Genomic DNA, 18,943 nt, shown 5'->3' with positions numbered 1-18,943 from the left:
CTTGGCCTAGACGATCCCGAGCAAGCGGGCTGCGTTGCCGCCCGCGATGAGGTCGATCTGTTCCTGGCCGAGCCCCGGGACCCGGCCGAGGAGCCCGAGCGGGTCGTCCTCGCCCATGTCGAACGGGTAGTCGGTGCCCAGCATCACGTGGTCGGCACCGTACTTGTCGACGAGGAATCTCACCTGATCAGGATCGAACACCATGGTGTCGAAGTAGAACTTGCGCAGGTAGGTGCCGGGCGGATTGGGGACGCCGGCCCGCACGTCTTGCCGGGCGCGCCAGGCGTGGTCGATTCTCCCTGCGTAGGAAGCCAGGTAGCCGCCGCCGTGCACCATCACGATCTTCAACCCGGGATGGCGCTCCATGACGCCGTCGAAGATCAGCCCCGCCGTCGCCAGCGTCGTCTCGAAGGCGTGGCCCAGGATGTTGAGGAAATTGTGCTCCTGGAGGCGGGCCCGCTCGGTGTGTCCGTTCGTGTGGACGACCACGACGGAGCCGAGCCGCTCGACCTCGGCCCAGAACGGGTCGAGCCTGGCGTCCGAGATCTCGGAGCCGTTGACGTTGCTGTTGATCTCGAGGCCGCGAAACCCCAGCTCATCGGCGCAGTAGCGCAGCTCTGCGATGGCGGCGTCGGCGTCCTGGAGAGGGACGGAGCCGAGGGGGAGGAGGCGATCTGGGTATTTGGCGGTCGCCTCAGCCAACTCGTCGTTGACGACTCTGGCGACCTTGGCGCCGATCTCGGCGTCCGCCCAGTAGTAGTACTGATACACCGCCACTGCGACCGCTTGCACGTCGACGCCCATGGCGTCCATGTCGGCCAGCCGGTGCTCGAGGCTCTCCATCTTCGGGCGGATCTGCTCGAGCTGCTTGCGGTTCACCTCCCTGGTGAGCTCCGAGCCGTACTGGAGCCTCACCCGGCCGAGACGTGCCTCCTCGGCCTCCATGATCTCGGTTGCCGGCACGCATTCCCGGTGACAGTGGATGTCGATGACCGGACCATCGGATCTCTTCGCTCTCGTCAACCCAGGACTCCTTCCCCGTGGAACAGGCTGCGCCCGAGCGAAGGTCCTCCCTTCTCGCCGCCGCCTTCCGATATTGCATGATATACGATCTGCGGATGAGAGCCTGCCTCCCACCAGACCGCAACCCGCGCCGCCCACAGACGGTGCTTCCCGCCGGGTCGATCGATAGCCACGTGCACGTGTTCGACCGCCGGTACCCGATGACCGCTGCCAGGGGATACGACCCGCCGGACTCGACGCTCGACGACTTGGGACATCTCCACGCGACGCTCGGCATCGACCGGGTCGTGCTCACGCAGCCGTCCGTCTACGGCACGGACAACGCCGCCATCCTCGATGCCGCCGATGCGCTCAATCACGAGACGCCCGGTCGGGCGCGCGCCGTGGTGGCAGTCTCCCTCGACGTGCCGGACGTCGAGCTGGCTGCGCTCGAGAAGCGTGGGGCTCGCGGCGTGAGGCTCAACATGGACAACGCCGGAGGCATGCCGATCGAGATCGGTGACGTACCGAGGCTGGCCGAGAGGGTCGGTGAGCTCGGCTGGCATGTCGAATTCCTCTTTCCCGGCGAGGCCATCGTCGAGCTGATGCCGGTCTTCACCCGGCTTCCCGTTCCGATGTCGATCGGCCATTTCGCGTACCAGAAGGCGGCCGCCGGTGTCGCCGCACCCGGGTTCCAGGTCCTGCTCGAGCTGGTGCGCCGCGGCAACACCTGGATCAAGATCTCCGGGGCAAACAGGGTGAGCGCCACCGACCTGCCGCCGTACGACGACGTCGCCCCGATGGCGCACGCCCTCATCGAGGCGGCGTCCGACAGGGTGATGTGGGGAACCGACTGGCCGCACCCCAACAAGTACGAGGCGAACCCGAACGACGGCGACCTGGTGGACGCATTCGGCGGGTGGGTCGCGGACGAGTCGCTGCGGGCTGCCATCGCCGTCGACAACCCCGCCGCCTTCTACCGTTTCTGAGCATGGATCTCGCAGTCATCGGGCTCGGGTTGATGGGTGGGACGCTGGCACGGCATCTCCTCGCAGACGGCCACGCAGTGGTCGGGTTCGATCCCGAGGCCGAGCGCGCCGGCGAGCACGCGGGGCGCGGTGGCGTCGTCGCCTCCTCCGTTGCGGAGGCGGTCGCCGGTGTGGAGGTGGCGCTGCTGTCCCTCCCGAACAGCTCGGTCATGCTCGAGGTGGTGCATGAGATCGCGTCCTCGACCCGCGACGGCCTCCTCGTGGTCGACACGACCACCGGCGAGCCCGACGATGCCGTTGCCGCATGGCGGGCGCTTGCGGAGGCGGGCGCCGACTTCGTCGACGCCACCATCTCCGGCAATGCCGCCCAGGCGGCGGTCAGGGACGTCATCTTCATGGCGGGCGGCTCGCAGGAGGCGGTGGCGGTGGCCACCACGCTGCTGCGGCCGCTCGGGCGGGCCGTCTACCACGTCGGGCCGGTCGGGTCGGGCGCCATCGCCAAGCTGATCGTCAACCACGTGCTGTCCATCAACAGAGCCGCGGTCGCCGAAGGGCTCACGGTTGCCGAGAAGGCGGGAGTCGACCTGGAGGAGATGCTGCTCATCCTGCGCGACTCGGCGGCGTACTCCAAGGCGATGGACATCTGGGGAGACCGCATGGTCGCCGCCGACCACTACCCGCCGTCGTCTCGCGTGCGGCAGAGCCACAAGGACTCGCGGCTCATCAACGGGTTCGCCGAGTCCGTCGGGGCGTCCCACGTGCTCGCCGACGCGGTGCGTCGGGCGCTCGTCGACGCCGAGGATGGTGGCCTCTCGGACGCCGACAACTCGTCTGTGATGGAGGTCATGCGGCGCAGAGCAGGGATCGGCCGCCACGAGTGATGGGGTTGGCCCACACGCGCCGCCTCCAGGATCGCTCCGATCATGGGAACAGCATTCGCTCCGGACCTGGCAAAACCGTCTGCTCGGCACGCTCCGAGCGGTCTCCCGTAGGATCGCCGGAGGGCAGGTTTCGGCGCCGATGACGGCATGAGGAGGACGGCGATGGCCGGACGGGAGATCGCATATCGCGAGATCGTGTACGAGGTGCGCAACGACGCGGCGTGGATCGGTATCAACCGGCCCGAGGTGCGCAACGCCTTCAGGGAGCAGACACTCGACGAGATCGCAGACGCACTCAACCGGACCCGGGAGGATCCGACCATCGTCGCCGTGGTGGTCTACGGGGTAGCCGGCCACTTCTCGGCCGGCGGTGACTTCCACGCCATGATGAGGCTCAACAAGGCGAACTCGGCGATGTGGAACGACCGCATGCAGATGGTCGCCATGACCTGCCGCAACCTTCCGATCCCCGTCATCGCCATGGTCGAAGGCGCATGCGTCGGCGGAGGCCACGAGTTGATGCTCTGGTGCGATCTCGTGATCACCGCCGAGGACGCGGTCTTCGGTCAGACCGGCGCCATGGTTGGCGCCTGCCCCACCGTCGGGGCCACTCAGTACATCGGCAAGCTGATCGGCGAGCGGCGCGCCAAGGGGATGATCTTCCTCTGCAAACGGTACACGGGCGCCGAGGCGGCTCAGATCGGGCTCGCCAACGAGGCCGTCCCGACGGAGCGCCTCGTCGAGCGTGTCGAGGAGATCGTGTCGCAGATCCGCGGCTACAGCTCGCAGACGATCAGGGCGACGAAGGTGTCGCTCAACTTCGACTCGGATGGGTTGTACCCGTCGTGGCAGCACGGCATGGAGTTGCTTGCCAACATCTGGGGAAGCGAGGAGTCCCTCGAAGGCATGAACGCCTTCCTGGAGAAGCGTCCCCCGGACTTCCATCAGTTCCGGGTCAGGAGCAAGGCCGCCCTGGCGACCTATCTCGACGACTTCGCCGAGGGCCGCAACCAGTCGAAGCGGTCGGCGGCTGCGAGGGAGGCCTGACCGGATGACGGCCCTTGCCGACCTGCGCGTGCTCGACCTGACCCGGGTGCTCGCCGGTCCGCTGTGCACGATGTGGCTCGGTGACATGGGGGCCGACGTCGTGAAGATCGAGCGCCCGGACGGCGGCGACGACACCCGATCGTGGGGGCCGCCGTTCGCCGCGGGGGAGTCCGCCTACTTCCTGGGTGTCAACCGGAACAAGCGCAGCGTGACGCTCGACCTCGGAGGCGAGGAAGGCATCGTGATCCTGCGCCGGCTGGCGGCGGGCGCCGACGTCGTCGTGGACAACTTCAAAGCGGGCACGCTCGAGCGTTGGGGACTCGACGACGCCTTCTTCGAACAGGTTGCGCCGCGGGCAGTGCGCTGCACGATCAGCGGGTACGGCTCCACGGGACCGAAATCGGGGATGCCCGGCTACGACTTCATCCTTCAGGCCGAGACCGGGCTCATGGCGATCACCGGAGAGCCGGGAGGCGAGTCCATGAAGCTCGGCGTCGCCATCGTCGACATCTGCACCGGCATGCTGGCGTCGATCGCGATCCTCGGGGCGCTCCATGCCAGAGACGTGACCGGGAAGGGCCAGCGGACCGAGGTGTCCCTGCACGACACGGGCATACAGATGCTCGCCAACGTCGCCGCCAATCACCTCGTGTCGGGCGCCGAGGCGGCCCGTCACGGCAACGGCCATCCCAACATCGTCCCGTACAGGACGTATGCGGCGGCCGACGGGGAGTTGGCGCTCGCCGTCGGAAACGACGCCCAGTTCGCCAGATTCTCGGCCGTCGCCGGCCGGCCCGATTGGGCGCACGATCCGCGATTCGCCCGCAACCGGGACCGCGTCGCCAACCGGGCCGAGATCGACGCTCTGATCGCCGGGGTCGTCGCCACGAGGACGAGGGCGGAATGGGTGGTGCTCCTCGAGGCAGCCGGGATACCGTCCGGTCCGATCAACCTGGTTTCGGAGGCGCTCGCCTCGGAGCAGGCGCGCGTCGCGGGCATGGTCACGGAGGTAACGCATCCGCTCGTCGGGACGCTGCCGATGACCGGCATCCCCTTCTCGCTCTTCGGCACACCGCCGACGATCCGCCGCCCGCCGCCCACCCTGGGCGAGCACACGAGCGAGGTGCTCGGCGAGGTGCTCGGGATCGACGAGTACGAGTTGGCTCGTCTGGCGGCGGCGGGCATAACCCAGGCACACCACGACGGCGAGGAGGGCGCATGAGTGGTGAGTGGTGGCAGGAGCTCGCCCCCAGGTGGGAGCCGACGACGGCGCAGAGGCCTCCCGCCAAGACCATCGACGTCCACACGCACCTGGTCGTTCCCGAGGCTGGGGCACTCGCCAAACCGTTCTTCCAGCCCGAGATGGATCCCCGGACGTTCTTCTCGCCCGCCGAGAGCAGGCGATACAACGAAGAGCTGAGGGCGGCGATGGCGCACAAGTTCGAGGAGCCGGAGGCGCGCATCGAGGACATGGACAAGCAGGGCGTCGACATGCAGGTCCTCTCCGTGGCGCCCCCGCAGTACTTCTACTGGCTCGACCCAGAGAACGGTCGTCGGGCGGTCCACCTCCAACACGAGCGATTCGCCGAGGTCGTCTCCGAGTTCCCCGACCGGTTCGTCGCGGTCGCCAACCTCCCGATGGAGCACCCGGACGTTGCAGTCGAGGTGATGGTCGAGGCCAAGGAGACGTACGGGTTCAACGGCTTCGAGATCAACGGCGACGTCAACGGGGCCGACTACGACGAGCGTCGCTTCGACCAGATCTGGGACAGGGCGTGCGAGCTCGGCATGACGGTGATCCTCCATCCGATGGGCTTCACGCATGGGCAGCGGATGGACGACTACTACCTCGTCAACGTGATCTGCATGCCTCTGGCCTCGACGGTTGCGGTCTCCCGGATGATCCTCGGCGGCGTCTGGGAGCGCCATCCCGACCTGAGGATGGTGGTCGTCCACGGCGGCGGCTACCTGCCGTTCTATTTCGCCAGGACCGACCACGCCTACGGAGTGCGCCCCGAGCTGCGCAAGCACATCAGCCGGCCCCCGAGCGAATACCTCCACCTCCTCAACTTCGACACCACGGTGTTCAAGCCGGAGATGGTGGAGTACCTGGTGGCCGAGTTCGGGGAGGACCACGTCCTCATGGGAACCGACTACCCGTTCGACATGGGTCCGACCGATCCGCTCGGTTTTCTGGCGGGCGCCCGGCTCACCGAGCGCCAGCGCGACCTGATCGTCGGCGGCAACGCCGCCAGGCTCTTCGGGATCCCGCGCTGATGGCACGTCTGCCGCTCGTCACGAACCGCCCGGTGCCCGATGGACCGCAGGCCGAGGCCTTCGACTGGATCGTCGCCAGCCGCGGGAAGATGATCAGGCCGTACGAGGTGCTCCTCCACGTCCCGGCGCTTGCTCGCCCGGCAGCCGAGTTGGGACACGTCATCCGTTTCGAGGGGACATTGCGCGACCACGACCGGGAGCTCGCCATCCTCACCGTGGCCGCCAGTCACGGATGCGCCTTCGAATGGGACAGCCACGTCGATCTCGCCAGGTCCGCCGGCGTCCGGGAAGCTGCGATCGGGGCGGTCCGCAGCGGAGCCGGCAGCCTGGACGAGTCGGAACGGGTGATCGTCGACTTCGTCACCGAGCTGTGCGCCGGAGCCGCCGTCTCCGACGCGACGTACGCCGCGGCCGCCTCGGCGATCGGCGAGACGGGTGTCGTCGAGTTGAGCGCCCTCGCCGGCTACTACACCTTCCTGAGCTACGTCATGGGGGCGACGGGGGCATGCTGAGGCCGGTCACCGCTCGTTGGAGGATCCCGGTCGGCGCGGTCGAGGCGCTCGGTCCGGCGGACGACGATCTCGAGGGCGTGCGGCATCGCAACGCCGAGAGCTTCATGCGAACGCCGACCGGCGCGTGACCCAATACCATCGATGACGATCCGATGAGGCGAGGGACTCTGGACGATCAGGAAACGGCAGACCGGCCGGCGCAGAACCTCCTCGAACGGATCATCGCCGTGCTCGAGGCGCTCGTGGATGAGGGCGAGCCCGTCGGCCCGCGCGCCCTGGCGCGAGCCACCGGCGTCGACCGCAGCGCGGTTGGACGCATCATGCAGCAACTCGAGGACATCGACGTGCTCGAGCGGGTCTCTTCGGGGTACATCGCCGGACCCCGCCTCTTCATGCTGTCGCGCATGCTCGGCTCGCTCGACACCCTCCCGAATGCCGTCAATGCCGTGCTCGCCGACCTCGTGGCTCGCTTCGACGAGGCCTGCTACGTCTGCATGCGGCGGGGCGAGTCGGTGGTCTTCCTGTACGAAAAACAGGCCACCAAGCCCCTCCGCTACGTCGTCGAGCTGGGCCGCCCGGTTCCGTTGCATGCAGGCGCCGCCGGCAGGGCGATCATCGCCGGCTTGCCGGACGACGAGGCCGCATCGCTGCTGTCCTCCGCTCCGCCGTACCCGCTCACCGAGTGGACGATCACCGACCCCGCCGAGCTGCTCGAGATGGCCCGCGCCGACCGGGAGCGCGGCTGGTCGGTGAGCCATCAGGAGCGTGTCGAGGGCGGCCTCGCCATCGCATCGCCGTTCTTCGATCACACCGGGGCATGCCAGGGCTCTGTGGTGTTCACCAGCCCGCTGAGCCGCATGGAGGGCCGCGACGAGGACCTCATCGGAGCCGGGGTGCGCGACTCCGCTTCGGTTCTCTCCGGTCGCCTCGGATTCCTCGTGTCACGGATCGCCACGTGACCGAGCCCGGCGGCACATGATCATCCACTGCCCGGGATGGCAGCGGCGTCGAGCGCCAGCCACCCGCGGCCGTCCCAAACGAGCGGATTGAGCTCGACCTCGTCGATCACGGGCGTCGCCACCAGGCCCGCACCGAGTCGAGCGACGACCGTCGCCAATGATTCGGCCGCCCCCTCGGTTCCAAGCCGTGCCACGGCAGCGGCCACCGGGGAGCGGGTGACCAACGAGCCCGCCCGACCGAAACCGAGCGGAGCTGGCGCCATGGCTACCGTCGAAACGGCCTCTGCGAGGGTCCCGCCGAAGCCGACGAGCACCACGGGCCCGAACGTCTCGTCGCGAAGGGCGCCGACGATCAGCTCGAGTCCCCTGACCTCACGCTCCACGAGGACTCCGTCGACGACGGCATCCGGCGCACGACTGGCTGCTGAGACGAGGATCGCCCGATGGGCGAGGCGAACGGCGTGCTCGTCGCCGACGGCGGTGCGGACGCCTCCGATCGCTTCCTTGTGGGTCACGTCGGGTGAGCTGAGCTTCACCACGACCGGGTAGCCGATGGCCGCCGCGGCGGAGACCGTCTCCTCCTCCGACGACGCCAGCCTTCCCTCGACGACCGGGATGCCCCACGCGGCGACGAGGTCCTTCGCCTGGCGCTCCGTCATCTGCCCGGGCGGCGACGACGGGGACACCTCGACGAGGACGTGATCCTCCTCTGTCGCGGCGCGCCGCGACATCATGCCGGCGAGCGCGATGATGGCGGCTCGCGGCTCTTCGGTGACCGGCACGTCGGCGTACCGCAGGTCGGCGAGGCCCTCGGCGCCGAGGTCGCCGGCCATCCACAGGTGCACGATCGGCGGATGGTCCGGGAGCCCGAGAAGACCGGAGACCCGCAACCGGGTGTGGGACGGAGGGTGCGCCGACGTCACGGCGAGCGTCAGGTCGTACTCACCCGAGGCACCGAAAGCTCCCACGGTCTCGGCGAACCGTCCCGGGCCTCCGATGATGCCCCCCATGTCGAGCGGATTGGACGGGCGGGCCTGTTCGAGGAGCGGTTCCAGCCGGGCGGCGAGCGAGGCACTCGGCGGGTCGAGCCTGAGACCGTGCCGCTCGGCGAGATCGCCTAGGAGGATGGCGATCCCTCCTGAGTGGGAGACGACGGCGGTCCGATCGCCCGCCGGCTGCGGAGTGCGCGCCATGATCTCTGCGACGTCGAGCATCTCGGCGGGCGTCTCGACGAGGGTTGCGCCGACGGAGATGCACACCTCCTCGATGACCCGCTCCTTCGTCGCCATCGCCCCGGTGTGGGTGCGCATCATCGCCCTGCCGCGGGCAGTCGTCCCGATCCTGTTGACGACGACCGGCTTTCCGGCAGCTACGGCAGCGCGCACGGCGTCCAGGAACGGCTCGCCTCGGCGCACCGTCTCGAGGACGACTGCGACGGCGCCGACGTCGGGTCTGGCGACGAGTGCCGCGATCCCGTCTGCGACGTCGAGGTCGGTCTCGTTCCCGGTCGAGATCGAGATCGCCAGCCCACCACCGCGCTCCGCCGCCAGGTTGTGCACGTAGCTGCCCGTGCCGCCACTCTGGGTCACCAGCCCGACGGGGCCCGGCCTGATCTGGTCGGCGGGGCGGTCGAGGCACGTGAGAAAGCTCATGGCGACTCCGTCGGCGGGTGCGATGACTCCTCCCGAGTTGGGGCCGACAACCCGGATCCCGGTGCTCGCCGCTGCGGCCCGCAGCCGTTCCTCGAGCTCGGCGCCTGGAGGTCCCGTCTCCGAGAACCCGCCCGAGAAGACGACCGCGAATGAGGCTCCGGCTGCGCCTGCCTCCTCGACGGCGCTGGGCACCCGTGACGCCGGGATCGCGATGACTGCGACGTCGGGAGCGGTGGCTAGATCGGCGATCGACGCGACGACCTCGACGCCGGGGATGGCCGGAAGTCGCGGGTTGACTCCGGTGACGGTGCCCTGGAAGCCGAGCTTGCCGAGGTTCGCCAGCACTCTGGCGCCGTGCTTCGCCTCGTCGGCTGAGAGCCCCACGATGGCGATCGACCGCGGGCGGAGGAGGCGGTCGAGAAGGGGGCTCATCTCACGTGTCCTCTTGATCGCTCGAGCATGCGTCCCCCGGTCCGCATGAGCACCGCGGCCGCCAGCATCGAGCCGGCGACCGCCAGCCAGGCGACCTCGTACGAGCGCCACTCGACGAGTGCCCCGAACATCACGGGGCCCACGGTGCCCCCTGCGTACGTGCCGGTTGCCACGATCCCCGAGGCGACGGCGGGAGCCTCCGGGGTCCGCGAGACGATGGCGAAGTTGAAGATGCCCGGCCAGGCCCACCCGAACCCGAACACGAGGACGGTGGCGATGGCGAGCGATGAGACGGAGCCGGCCCGTCCGAGTGCCGCGAAACCGAGGCTGCCGATCACGAGCATCCAGACGATCATCGAGACGTGCCACGCGTGGCGCACACCGCTGAGCCATCCCCAGGCGATGCGGGCACCGATCCCGAGGACGCTCCCGCCCGCCAGCAGCGTGCCCGCCACAGCCGGCGACCTCCCCGATGCGACTGCGGACTCGACATAGAACGCCGCCAGCGAGCTGCCGCCCACCACAGCGAGGGCGGCGGCGACGGCGAGCGCCACGAGAGCAGCCGTCGGCAGCCGGCCGCTTCTCGCCTTCGTCGCCTTGCCCGATCGCCTGCCGAGACCGCGGCCCACGAATACGAGGGGCAGTGCGATGAGCCCCGCCAACACGAACGCCCATCGCCATCCGACCGTCGCGCCGAGCGCCGGCACCGACGCTCCTGCCAGGAGCGTCGCGATCGGTCCGGCCGACTGCTTCAGCCCGAACGAGACGCCCTGGTGCCTGGCGGGGACGCGGCGCGCCAGCGCCACGTTCGACGCAGGAAGGGCGACGCCGTTCACAGCCCCTGCGACCATCATGAATCCGGTGAGAACCAGCCAGCTTCGTCCGAGGACGGCGACCCCGAACAGCGCAACCGTGCTCCCCACAGCCGCCAGAGCGATGCTGTTTCTCACTCCAACCCGCGTGGTCAGCCGGCCTCCCGGGACCGAGGAGAGCGCAGACGTCAGGTAGTACAGCGAGGCGGAGACCCCGAGGGCCGCCTCGCCGAACCCGAGCTCGGCGCGGATGAACACGGCAAGTGCCCCCAGGAGGAACACCGGCAGCGCAGCCAGGGCGATCGAAACGGTGGCGACCACGAGGGCGGCGACAGGTCCGACGACGCGCTCCGGCGCTCCGGTGGAGGGAGAGCTCGTCTGTTCGATCACCCCCGCCGCCACGTGACGGCGACGCCGCGCTCGACGAGAGCCGCAAGATCCCCCTCGGCGATCCCTGCCCTCTCCAGGAGGACCTGGTCGGTGTGCTCCCCGAGCATCGGGGCCGGCCGATTCGGCAGCTCCCAGCCGCTGAACTTCACGGGGCTCGGCTGGAACGTCACCTTCCCGATCGTCGGGTGCTCGTAGCTCTTGATCATGCCGCGCTGCTCGACGTGCGGGTCGGAGAAGAGAGAGGCGAGGTCGTTGACGGGCGCGGACGGAATGTCGTTCTCGTCGAGGATGGCGATCCACTCGTCTCGCGTTCTCGCCGCGAACGCCTCCTCGAGCACGGGCACGAGCCAGTCCCGATTGGCGACGCGAGCGGCGTTGTCGATGCTGCGCGGGTCCGACTTGAGCTCCGGTTTCCCGAGGGCGCCACAGAGGTTCTGCCAGAACTTCTCGTCGCGGGCGGCCACCACGACATGTCCATCGCTGGCCGCGAACGCCTGCCAAGGGACGATATGGGCATGTCCGGAGCCCTGCCGCTCGACGCTGGCGCCGGTCGTCAGGTGATCGAGGGCGTCGTAAGCCAGCAGGTGGATCATGGCGTCGAGCATCGCCACGTCTGCGTGGCGCCCCTCGCCGTGGAGCGACCGTCCGACGAGGGCGGCGAGGACTGCGATGCAGCAGTAGATGCCTCCGCTCAGATCGGCGAGAGGGACTCCGGCGCGGGCGGGCGATCCTCCCGCCTCGCCCGTGATGTCCATGTGGCCGCTGTACGCCTGGACGACGAGATCGAACGCCGCCTTGTCCTTGAGGGGGCCCGTCTCGCCGAACCCGGTGACGCTCACGGTGATGACCTGCGGGTTGTGACGCACCAGGCTCTCGTGGTCGATGCCGAGGCGAGCCATGACACCGGGACGGAAGTTGTCGACCACGACGTCCGCCGACGCCACGAGCCGGTAGAACACCTCGAGGCCCTGCTCGTCTTTGAGGTCGAGGACCACGCTCTTCTTGCCCCTGTTCATGAAGAGATGGATGGCGCTTTCGCCTCCGAGCGGCGCGATGCCGGCGTTGCGCGCCGTGTCGCCGCGCGGGGGCTCGATCTTGATGACCTCAGCGCCCAGATCGGCGAGGATGACCCCACCGAACGTGCCGGCGATCACCTGCCCGAGCTCGAGGATCGTCACGCCTTCGAGCATGCCCGCCAACGGTCACATCCCCCAGGTGATCGCAACGACCTCACCGGTCGTCGCCGACTGGTCGACGGCTCGCGAGACCGCCAGCACGTCGAGGCCTTGGCGACCCGTCGCCAAGATCGGGTCCTGCCTGCGCTGGCCGACGCTGTTGACGAAGGCATGGGTCTCCTCCTGCATGGCGCCGAAATGCTCGCCGAGCGCCCAGTCGCCCGGCATGTACGAGCCGAGCATCGCCACGTTCATGGTGACGTGTGGCGTGTACGGAGCCGGGACGGGCTTGCGGGACGCCATGAGAATGTCGCGGTGGTCGTCCTTGACGCTGATGACACCCTCTCTGCCGAACAGCTCGAAGTCCATCGAGGCGACATATGCCGGCCAGAACTCCGGCAGCTCCCAGCTCACGCCGAGGTTGGCGACGGCTCCGCCGTCGAAGGTCAGCACGCACCACGTCGAGTCGAGCGACCCGTACTCCTCGTGGATGGCGCCCTTGCCGCCCGCCGCGTATGCCGATACCGGCTTGGCGCCGCCCAAATACCAGATGAGCAGGTCGAAGAGGTAGGTCATGGTGTTGATCGAAGGCGTCGTCGTGCCCGCCCTCGAGATCACCGAGCGGGCCACTGCCTGGGTGAGGTAGATCGTCGCCTTGGCGCTCGTCACATCCCCGACATACCCCTGGTTCACGTGCTCCTTGATGGCCAGGTAGCGCCGCCTGAAGCGCTGGGTGAACCCCGTGTACACGTACACGCCGTATTCGTCGGCCGCCGCGAGCAGTTTCTCACCCTCGCTCGGCAGGATGGTGAACGGCTTCTCGATGAGGAGGTGCTTGCCTGCCTGGATCGCCGCCATGGCGGGCTCGAAGTGGCTGTCCTCGGTCGAAGCGACGATCACGCAGTCGACCTCGTCCCTCTCGATCAACTCTCGGGCATCGTGCGTCACGGCATCGGCCGAGCAGGCCTCGCCGAGACGCCGCGCCCTCTCGTCGACGACGTCGCACACCCCGATGAAGTCGACCGAAGGGTGGCGGTGGGCGATCTGGGCGCGTAGCGTCCCGATCGAGCCGGAGCCGATGACGGCGACGCCGACCCCGCCATCGATGTACCTGGTGCGATTCGACGTGCTCGCCATCACGACGCTCCTTCGGCTCGGGCGGCAGCGTGCTCGGCCAGCTCGGCACGCGCCAGCACGGCACGGGCTACTCGAGCTACGGCGTAGTCGACCATCTTCCCGTCGACTGCGATCGACGCCGATCCCGAGGCGAGGGCTCTCTCGAACTCTTCGATGATGCGGCGGTGGTGGGCGACCTCGGCGGCGGAAGGCGTGAACACCTCGTTGATCACCGGGACCTGGGCCGGATGGATCGCGACTTTCCCGACATAGCCGAGCCTGCGGACGAGCTGCGCCTCGACGTCGAGGGCTTCGAGGTTCCTGAAGTCCATGAACACGGCGTCGATGGGGTCGGTCACTCCGGCGGCCCTCGCCTCGAGCAGGACCCTTGCCCGGGCGTGGTGGAGCCCCGTCCCCTCAGGGGTCCACTCGACTCCCAAGTCGGCGACGAGGTCGCCCTGCTCGCCACCTCCGAACATGACGGTGGTGACCCGGTCGGCCGCCAGCATCATGTCGTACGTGTTGCGCACGCCGATGGCGCTCTCGATGAGGGGGACCACGACGATCGAGCCGACCTCGTGCCCGCTCGTCATCTCGATGGCGCGCAGGGCGCCGTCCACGGCCGTGAGCAGCTCGGCGTGCTCCGCCTTCGGGATGACGATGCCGGCGACGCCGGCCAGCCCGCATGCGACGACGTCTTCCCAGAACATCGCCGTCTCCGGCCCGTTCGTACGCACGAAGAGGGGAACGGTGGAGTCGGGGAGGTCGGCGAGGCCATCCCTGGCGCTCGACTTCTCGCCGATCGCCACCGCGTCCTCGAGGTCGACGATGACGGCGTCCGCTCCGGAGCGGATCGCCTTCTCGATGAGGTCTCTGCGGTGGCCAGGCGTGAACAACATCGAGCGGATCGGGTGCATCACGCCCGGCTCATTTGATCGCCATCGGGTTGAGCGGCGAGCCGACGGCTCGTGTGAAAGGCAGCGGAGGCCCGCAGAACATGAACTCGTAGACACCGTCGGCGGCGCAGTCGGCGGCGATCGGGTCGAGGTCGAAGATCTCGCCGAGCCACAGGCCCATGTGGACGATGAGCACGATGTGGAGTGGCTGGTTCGTGTCGGGAGTCTCGTTGGGCCTCACCTCCAGGCCCCACGTGTCCGTGGCGACGGCGGAGACGCTGCGCTCGGCGATCCAATCGACCGAGTCGAGCCCGAGGCCGGCCGCTTCGCCGCCTGCGTAGTCCCCCCACGCACCGCGGCGACGCACCTGGGTCATCGCCCCGGTGCGGACGAACACGATGTCACCTATCCCGACGGAGACTCCTGCGGCGGCGGCGGCGGCGTCGAGGTCATCGCCTCCGATGGCGTGGCCCGGCTCGAGCCACTCGACCCCCATGGTCCGGGCGACGTCGAGGAGGACGCCTCGTCCGACCATCGACCCGGCGCCTTGGGTGACGTCGTTCTTGAGGGCACCGAGGCTCGTCACCTCGGTCGCCGGGAAGCCGTTGTAGATGTGGTCCTCGAACACGACGTGGCCGAGGGCGTCCCACTGGGTACCGCATTGCAGCGGCATGATGACGAGGTCGTCCGTCCCCCTGAAATGCCGGTCGACCCCCCCGTAGAAGTCGCGAACGGCCGTGCCGGCGACGACGTCTGCCCCGTCACGGAGCATCAGGTGGATGGGATTGAACCGGCGCAGCCCACCCGTCTGTGGGCCGGCGTCGTCGAAGGGGAGTGCCATGGAGATCGCCTTCCCTTGCCGGACGAGGCGAGCGGCGCCGACGATGTGGTCGGGGGTGATGAGGTTGAGCGTCCCCTTCTGGTCGTCGTCGCCCCAGCGACCCCAATTGGAGTGGCGCTTGGCGAGGGCGCGCACGGTGTCGATGCTCGGCGTCGTCATGGCCATCCATGGTCGTCTCGGCGTGTGAGCGGCCGTCTTGCCTAGTGAGACACTGGCTTGCTGGCTGCGCCGACAATATGCTGTGGCGATCAAGGCTGTCAATCACGGGGGCCGCTTGGAGACGGATCTCACCCAGGAGCAGGATCTGTTCCGTTCGACGGTCCGTGACTTCTGCGAACGGGAGATCTCGCGCCAGTACGTTCGGGAGTGCGATCGGGAGCACCGCCCGCCGCGCCAGATGTACGACAAGCTCGGCGAGCAGGGATGGCTCGGGATCAACATCGCCGAAGAGCACGGGGGGGCAGGCGGGGGTGCGGTCGACGTCGCCATCCTGCTCCACGAGCTCGGCAGGGTGTTCCTCGACCTCTCGTTCTGGGTGTTCCGCACCGTCACGTGGGGCGGACTCGCCATCGGCCGTGACGCATCGGACGCGCTGAAGGCCGAGCTGCTCCCGCAGATCGCTGCAGGTGAGAAGACGATCTGCTTCTCGCTCACAGAGCCGCAGGCCGGATCGGACGCCGCCTCGATCTCCCTGTCGGCGGTCGCCGACGGGGACGACTTCGTGCTCAACGGCCAGAAGGTGTTCACCTCGGGGTTCAAGGCGAGCGACTACGACCTGGTCGCCACCAGGACGTCGACGGATGGCAAGAAGCACCACGGCATCACGAACTTCGTCGTCGACACGGACTCGCCCGGCGTGAGCGCCACTGAGATCGAGACCCTCGGCCATTGGCCGCTCGGGACCGCCATGGTCTTCTTCGACGACGTGAGGGTGCCCAGGAGCAGGATGCTCGGGAGGCTCCACGAGGGCTGGGCGGACCTGGGCGTCTACCTGCGCTATGAGCGGCTGTGCCTGTCGGCGGCTCGAACGGGGGCAGCCCAGGCGGCGCTGGCCGACTCGATCGCATACGCCAAGGAGCGCAAGCAGTTCGATCGCCCGATATCGGAGTTCCAGGCCGTCAGCCACCGTCTTGCCGAGATGCAGATGCTCACCGAGATCTCCGAGATGCTCGTGTACCGCTATGCCTCGCGGCTCGACACGGGTTCGGCCACCACCCGGGACGCCGCCATCTTGAAGCTGTACGCCTGTGAGGCGTACAAGTCGGTCGCCGACATGGGGCTCCAGGTGCTCGGCGGATACGGGTACACGATGGAGTACGACCTGCAGCGCCACTACCGGGAGTCCAGGCTCGGCGTGATCGGAGCGGGCACGTCCGACATCCAGCGCAACATCATCGCCAAGACGATGGGCCTGTGACGTGGCACTCGTCACGAATGAGGCGAGGCGTTGGGCGGAGCAGGCGTTCCCTCCGCACACCGTGACCGTCAGCCGGACCGACATCGCCCGCTACGCCAGGGCGATCGGCGAGACCGACCCGATCCACTTCGATCGCGAAGTGGCCGTCGCAGCCGGCCACCGCGACGTCGTCGCCCCCGTGTACTTCCCGTACACGCTGCGAGTCCAGGCGACCACGCTGGCAGGTGACCTCGAGCCGGACGGCTCGTCGTCCGCCGAGGTGCCCCCGCTTCCGGCCAGACGCGCCATGGCAGGCGAGACCGCCATCGAGTTCGGCAGCGACATCTGCGCAGGAGACGCCATCACCATCGACAAGCGCATCGTCGACCTCACCGAGAAGCACGGCCGCTCCGGGCCGCTCGCCCTCGTGACGACCGAGTTCACGTTCCACAACCAGGAGGGTGATCTCGTCATGCGAGAGCGCTTCACCCGCATCTACCGATGACCCCGGGCACCGAGATCCCGCCCGTCGAGCGGACCCCGACGGCCGCCGACCTCTTCATGTTCAGCGCGGCTGCCTGGCTCGTGCACCGCATCCACTACGACGTGCCGTTCGCCACCGAACACGACGGCCACCCCGGCCTCCTCATCCACGGACCCCTCCAGGGCGTGTACCTGATGCAGACAGCCGTGGCGGCCATGCGGCCGCGGCGCCTCGCCTCGATCATGTATCGCCACACCGCGCCGGCTCATCTCGGCGACACGCTCACGTGCGGTGGCACCGTTGTCGACGCAGCAGGTGGGCTCGTGACCGTCGAGGTGTGGGCGAGGAAGGCAGACGGGACCGTCACGACCGAGGGCCATGCGGTCTTCGAGGAGGTGTAGATGGCAACGGGCGCCGAGGTCATGGCGGGCATGCTCGACGGGTACGGCGTGACCCACGTCTTCCACGTCCCGGCTGTTCTCCGTCGCACGATGGCGGAGATCGAGCGGCTCACCGACATCAAGAGGGTCAGGCCACACGGTGAGAAGCCCGCCGCCTACATGGCCGACGGATACGCCAGGGCATCGGGAAGGCCGGGCGTCTGCATGGCGCAGGTCGTCGGGGCTCTCAACCTGGCTGCCGGGCTGCGGGACGCCCATTTGGCTCATTCGCCGGTGATCGCCTTCACGGGTGGCCGTGACCCGCACACGAAGTTCCGCGGGGTCTACCAGGAGGTGGACGACCTTCCGGGGTTCGAGCAGGTGACCAAGTGGAACGCCACGGTCGACTCGGTGGAGCGCTTCCCCGACATGCTCCGTCAGGCGTTCCGGGTGGCGACCACCGGAGCGCCCGGCCCGGTGCACCTCCAGTTCCGCGGTAACGAGGGGCAGGTCGACCTGGACGAAGCCGACATGGACGCCTCCGTCGAGCAGGAGTACACGGCGGTGCCCCCCCACCGGCCGGTGCCCGGCGACGCCGAGGTGGTGCGGCGCGCAGTGTCACAGCTCCGGGCCGCGCATCGGCCCGTGATCATCTCGGGCGGCGGGGTGCGCGCCTCGTTGGCGGCCGCAGACCTCGTCGCCCTCGCGGAGCGTCTCCGGATCCCGGTGGCCACCTCCCTCAACGGCAAGGACACGATCCCGGGCACGCATCCTCTGGCGCTCGGGGTCGTCGGCACGTATTCCAGGGCGCCGGCCAACCGCATCGTGAACCAGGCCGACCTCGTGTGCTTCGTCGGGACGAGCGCCGCCGGGATGACGACGCACTTCTGGCAGGTGCCGCCGATCGGGACGCCGTGCATCCAGATCGACATCGATCCGGAAGTGATCGGCCGCAACTACCCGCCGGTCGTGGCCGTCAACGGGGACGCCAGGTCGGTCCTCCGGCTGATGACCGCCGAGGTCGGTGCCGATCCGGGCGTCGATCGAACCGGGTGGGTGGCACGGGCGGCCGCCGCCGTCGACGGGTGGCGCGACGAGGTTTCCCCCCTCCTCGGCTCCGCGGACGTCCCGATCCGCCCGGAGCGGCTGTGCGCCGAGCTCACGGACCACGCGCCCGACGACGTGTTCGTCGTCGTCGACACCGGCCACGCCGGAATGTGGATGGGGGGCATTTTCGACACGCGGGCTACGACACAGAGCTACGTGCGCTCCGCCGGCCACCTGGGGTGGGCCTTCCCGGCCTCGCTCGGAGTGAAGTGCGGCGTTCCCGATCGTCCGGTTGTCTGCTTCACGGGCGACTCGGGGTTCTGGTACCACGTTGCCGAGATCGAGACGGCGGTTCGGTGGAACATCGCCTCGGTGACCGTCGTCAACAACAACCACTCCGGCAACCAGTCGCTGCGCGGATTCGATCGGGCGTACGGAGGCAAGCAGACGGAGCGGGCCCGCAAGGAGCTGTGGGAATTCACCGATGTCGATTTCGCAGCGCTCGCCGAGCACATCGGCGCCGTGGGCATTCGGGTGGAGAAGCCGGACCAGATCGGCCCGGCCCTCGACAGGGCGTTCGCCTCCGGACGGCCGGCGGTGGTCGACGTCGTGACGGAGATCGAGGCACTGGCGCCGCTCGCCGTCACGCAGTGAC

The 18,943-nt window shown here is 68.8% G+C and carries 19 protein-coding genes; 12 read left to right on the top strand and 7 right to left on the bottom strand.

From position 1 onward, the window contains the following. Nucleotides 1-6: 6 nt before the first annotated feature. Nucleotides 7-1,023 (bottom strand): amidohydrolase family protein, encoded by a 1,017-nt coding sequence (locus VGC47_09730; GenBank protein HEX9855583.1) that lies wholly within the window; start codon nt 1,021-1,023, stop codon nt 7-9. Between the two features lie 95 nt (nt 1,024-1,118). Here VGC47_09730 and VGC47_09725 point away from each other — a divergent pair, with 95 nt between their 5' ends. From VGC47_09725 to VGC47_09690, 8 genes are all read left to right on the top strand, one after another. Next, nucleotides 1,119-1,991 carry an amidohydrolase family protein gene (locus VGC47_09725; GenBank protein HEX9855582.1) on the top strand — a complete coding sequence of 291 codons (873 nt, stop codon included), beginning with the start codon at nt 1,119-1,121 and terminating at the stop codon, nt 1,989-1,991. A 2-nt stretch (nt 1,992-1,993) separates the two neighbouring features. Next, entirely contained in the window at nt 1,994-2,872 is an 879-nt protein-coding gene (locus VGC47_09720; GenBank protein ID HEX9855581.1) for an NAD(P)-dependent oxidoreductase, read from the top strand. A gap of 162 nt (nt 2,873-3,034) precedes the next feature. Beyond that, nucleotides 3,035-3,919 carry an enoyl-CoA hydratase-related protein gene (locus VGC47_09715; protein HEX9855580.1) on the top strand — a complete coding sequence of 295 codons (885 nt, stop codon included), beginning with the start codon at nt 3,035-3,037 and terminating at the stop codon, nt 3,917-3,919. A 4-nt stretch (nt 3,920-3,923) separates the two neighbouring features. Then, nucleotides 3,924-5,141, top strand: a complete 1,218-nt coding sequence (locus VGC47_09710) for a CoA transferase (protein HEX9855579.1) — start codon at nt 3,924-3,926, stop codon at nt 5,139-5,141. Beyond that, nucleotides 5,138-6,196: an amidohydrolase family protein gene (locus VGC47_09705; protein HEX9855578.1), complete on the top strand. Its 1,059-nt coding sequence runs from the start codon at nt 5,138-5,140 to the stop codon at nt 6,194-6,196. The genes VGC47_09710 and VGC47_09705 overlap by 4 nt, the downstream gene beginning before the upstream one ends. Then, on the top strand, nt 6,196-6,708 hold the full coding sequence (locus tag VGC47_09700) for a carboxymuconolactone decarboxylase family protein (GenBank protein ID HEX9855577.1): 513 nt from the start codon (nt 6,196-6,198) through the stop codon (nt 6,706-6,708). Before VGC47_09705 ends, VGC47_09700 begins: the two co-directional genes overlap by 1 nt. Beyond that, nucleotides 6,702-6,836, top strand: coding sequence for a hypothetical protein (locus VGC47_09695; GenBank protein HEX9855576.1), 135 nt, complete (start codon nt 6,702-6,704; stop codon nt 6,834-6,836). The genes VGC47_09700 and VGC47_09695 overlap by 7 nt, the downstream gene beginning before the upstream one ends. 24 nt (nt 6,837-6,860) lie before the next feature. Next, a complete protein-coding gene (locus VGC47_09690; GenBank protein ID HEX9855575.1) occupies nt 6,861-7,667 on the top strand; it encodes an IclR family transcriptional regulator in 807 nt (268 codons plus the stop codon). Between the two features lie 20 nt (nt 7,668-7,687). On the opposite strand, the gene VGC47_09685 is transcribed toward VGC47_09690, so the two are convergent. Genes VGC47_09685 through VGC47_09660 form a run of 6 tightly spaced genes read right to left on the bottom strand, consistent with a single transcriptional unit; the run spans nt 7,688 to nt 15,140 of the window. Further along, nucleotides 7,688-9,751, bottom strand: coding sequence for an acetate--CoA ligase family protein (locus VGC47_09685; protein ID HEX9855574.1), 2,064 nt, complete (start codon nt 9,749-9,751; stop codon nt 7,688-7,690). After that, entirely contained in the window at nt 9,748-10,953 is a 1,206-nt protein-coding gene (locus VGC47_09680) for an MFS transporter (protein HEX9855573.1), read from the bottom strand. Before VGC47_09680 ends, VGC47_09685 begins: the two co-directional genes overlap by 4 nt. Next, the gene (locus VGC47_09675; protein ID HEX9855572.1) at nt 10,950-12,143 is read right to left on the bottom strand and encodes a CoA transferase; all 1,194 of its coding nucleotides are present in this window, start codon (nt 12,141-12,143) and stop codon (nt 10,950-10,952) included. Before VGC47_09675 ends, VGC47_09680 begins: the two co-directional genes overlap by 4 nt. 12 nt (nt 12,144-12,155) lie before the next feature. Beyond that, nucleotides 12,156-13,265, bottom strand: coding sequence for a Gfo/Idh/MocA family oxidoreductase (locus tag VGC47_09670; GenBank protein HEX9855571.1), 1,110 nt, complete (start codon nt 13,263-13,265; stop codon nt 12,156-12,158). Further along, entirely contained in the window at nt 13,265-14,161 is an 897-nt protein-coding gene (locus VGC47_09665; GenBank protein ID HEX9855570.1) for a CoA ester lyase, read from the bottom strand. Before VGC47_09665 ends, VGC47_09670 begins: the two co-directional genes overlap by 1 nt. A 10-nt stretch (nt 14,162-14,171) precedes the next feature. Then, nucleotides 14,172-15,140, bottom strand: coding sequence for a cyclase family protein (locus VGC47_09660; protein HEX9855569.1), 969 nt, complete (start codon nt 15,138-15,140; stop codon nt 14,172-14,174). Nucleotides 15,141-15,222: 82 nt separating this feature from the next. Here VGC47_09660 and VGC47_09655 point away from each other — a divergent pair, with 82 nt between their 5' ends. Genes VGC47_09655 through VGC47_09640 form a run of 4 tightly spaced genes read left to right on the top strand, consistent with a single transcriptional unit; the run spans nt 15,223 to nt 18,942 of the window. Continuing rightward, on the top strand, nt 15,223-16,398 hold the full coding sequence (locus tag VGC47_09655) for an acyl-CoA dehydrogenase family protein (GenBank protein HEX9855568.1): 1,176 nt from the start codon (nt 15,223-15,225) through the stop codon (nt 16,396-16,398). 1 nt (nt 16,399) lies between these two features. After that, a complete protein-coding gene (locus tag VGC47_09650; GenBank protein ID HEX9855567.1) occupies nt 16,400-16,882 on the top strand; it encodes a MaoC family dehydratase N-terminal domain-containing protein in 483 nt (160 codons plus the stop codon). Next, complete coding sequence (locus VGC47_09645) at nt 16,879-17,262, top strand: hypothetical protein (GenBank protein ID HEX9855566.1); 384 nt, start codon at nt 16,879-16,881, stop codon at nt 17,260-17,262. The genes VGC47_09650 and VGC47_09645 overlap by 4 nt, the downstream gene beginning before the upstream one ends. Further along, the gene (locus VGC47_09640) at nt 17,263-18,942 is read left to right on the top strand and encodes a thiamine pyrophosphate-binding protein (protein ID HEX9855565.1); all 1,680 of its coding nucleotides are present in this window, start codon (nt 17,263-17,265) and stop codon (nt 18,940-18,942) included. It begins immediately after the preceding gene. The last annotated feature ends 1 nt before the right edge of the window (nt 18,943 follow it).

This window comes from Acidimicrobiia bacterium (assembly GCA_036396535.1).
Lineage (GTDB): Bacteria > Actinomycetota > Acidimicrobiia > Spongiisociales > UBA5794 > DASWKR01.
This window is presented reverse-complemented; position numbering and strand designations above follow the sequence as displayed.

Excerpts from the sequence above, each read along its gene's own strand:
- VGC47_09725 (HEX9855582.1), top strand. The coding sequence starts at position 1,119 with ATGAGAGCCTGCCTCCCACCAGACCGCAACCCGCGCCGCCCACAGACG.
- VGC47_09720 (HEX9855581.1), top strand. The coding sequence starts at position 1,994 with ATGGATCTCGCAGTCATCGGGCTCGGGTTGATGGGTGGGACGCTGGCA.
- VGC47_09715 (HEX9855580.1), top strand. The coding sequence starts at position 3,035 with ATGGCCGGACGGGAGATCGCATATCGCGAGATCGTGTACGAGGTGCGC.
- VGC47_09710 (HEX9855579.1), top strand. The coding sequence starts at position 3,924 with ATGACGGCCCTTGCCGACCTGCGCGTGCTCGACCTGACCCGGGTGCTC.
- VGC47_09705 (HEX9855578.1), top strand. The coding sequence starts at position 5,138 with ATGAGTGGTGAGTGGTGGCAGGAGCTCGCCCCCAGGTGGGAGCCGACG.
- VGC47_09700 (HEX9855577.1), top strand. The coding sequence starts at position 6,196 with ATGGCACGTCTGCCGCTCGTCACGAACCGCCCGGTGCCCGATGGACCG.
- VGC47_09695 (HEX9855576.1), top strand. The coding sequence starts at position 6,702 with ATGCTGAGGCCGGTCACCGCTCGTTGGAGGATCCCGGTCGGCGCGGTC.
- VGC47_09690 (HEX9855575.1), top strand. The coding sequence starts at position 6,861 with ATGAGGCGAGGGACTCTGGACGATCAGGAAACGGCAGACCGGCCGGCG.
- VGC47_09685 (HEX9855574.1), bottom strand. The coding sequence starts at position 9,751 with ATGAGCCCCCTTCTCGACCGCCTCCTCCGCCCGCGGTCGATCGCCATC.
- VGC47_09675 (HEX9855572.1), bottom strand. The coding sequence starts at position 12,143 with ATGCTCGAAGGCGTGACGATCCTCGAGCTCGGGCAGGTGATCGCCGGC.
- VGC47_09670 (HEX9855571.1), bottom strand. The coding sequence starts at position 13,265 with ATGGCGAGCACGTCGAATCGCACCAGGTACATCGATGGCGGGGTCGGC.
- VGC47_09665 (HEX9855570.1), bottom strand. The coding sequence starts at position 14,161 with ATGCACCCGATCCGCTCGATGTTGTTCACGCCTGGCCACCGCAGAGAC.
- VGC47_09660 (HEX9855569.1), bottom strand. The coding sequence starts at position 15,140 with ATGACGACGCCGAGCATCGACACCGTGCGCGCCCTCGCCAAGCGCCAC.
- VGC47_09645 (HEX9855566.1), top strand. The coding sequence starts at position 16,879 with ATGACCCCGGGCACCGAGATCCCGCCCGTCGAGCGGACCCCGACGGCC.
- VGC47_09640 (HEX9855565.1), top strand. The coding sequence starts at position 17,263 with ATGGCAACGGGCGCCGAGGTCATGGCGGGCATGCTCGACGGGTACGGC.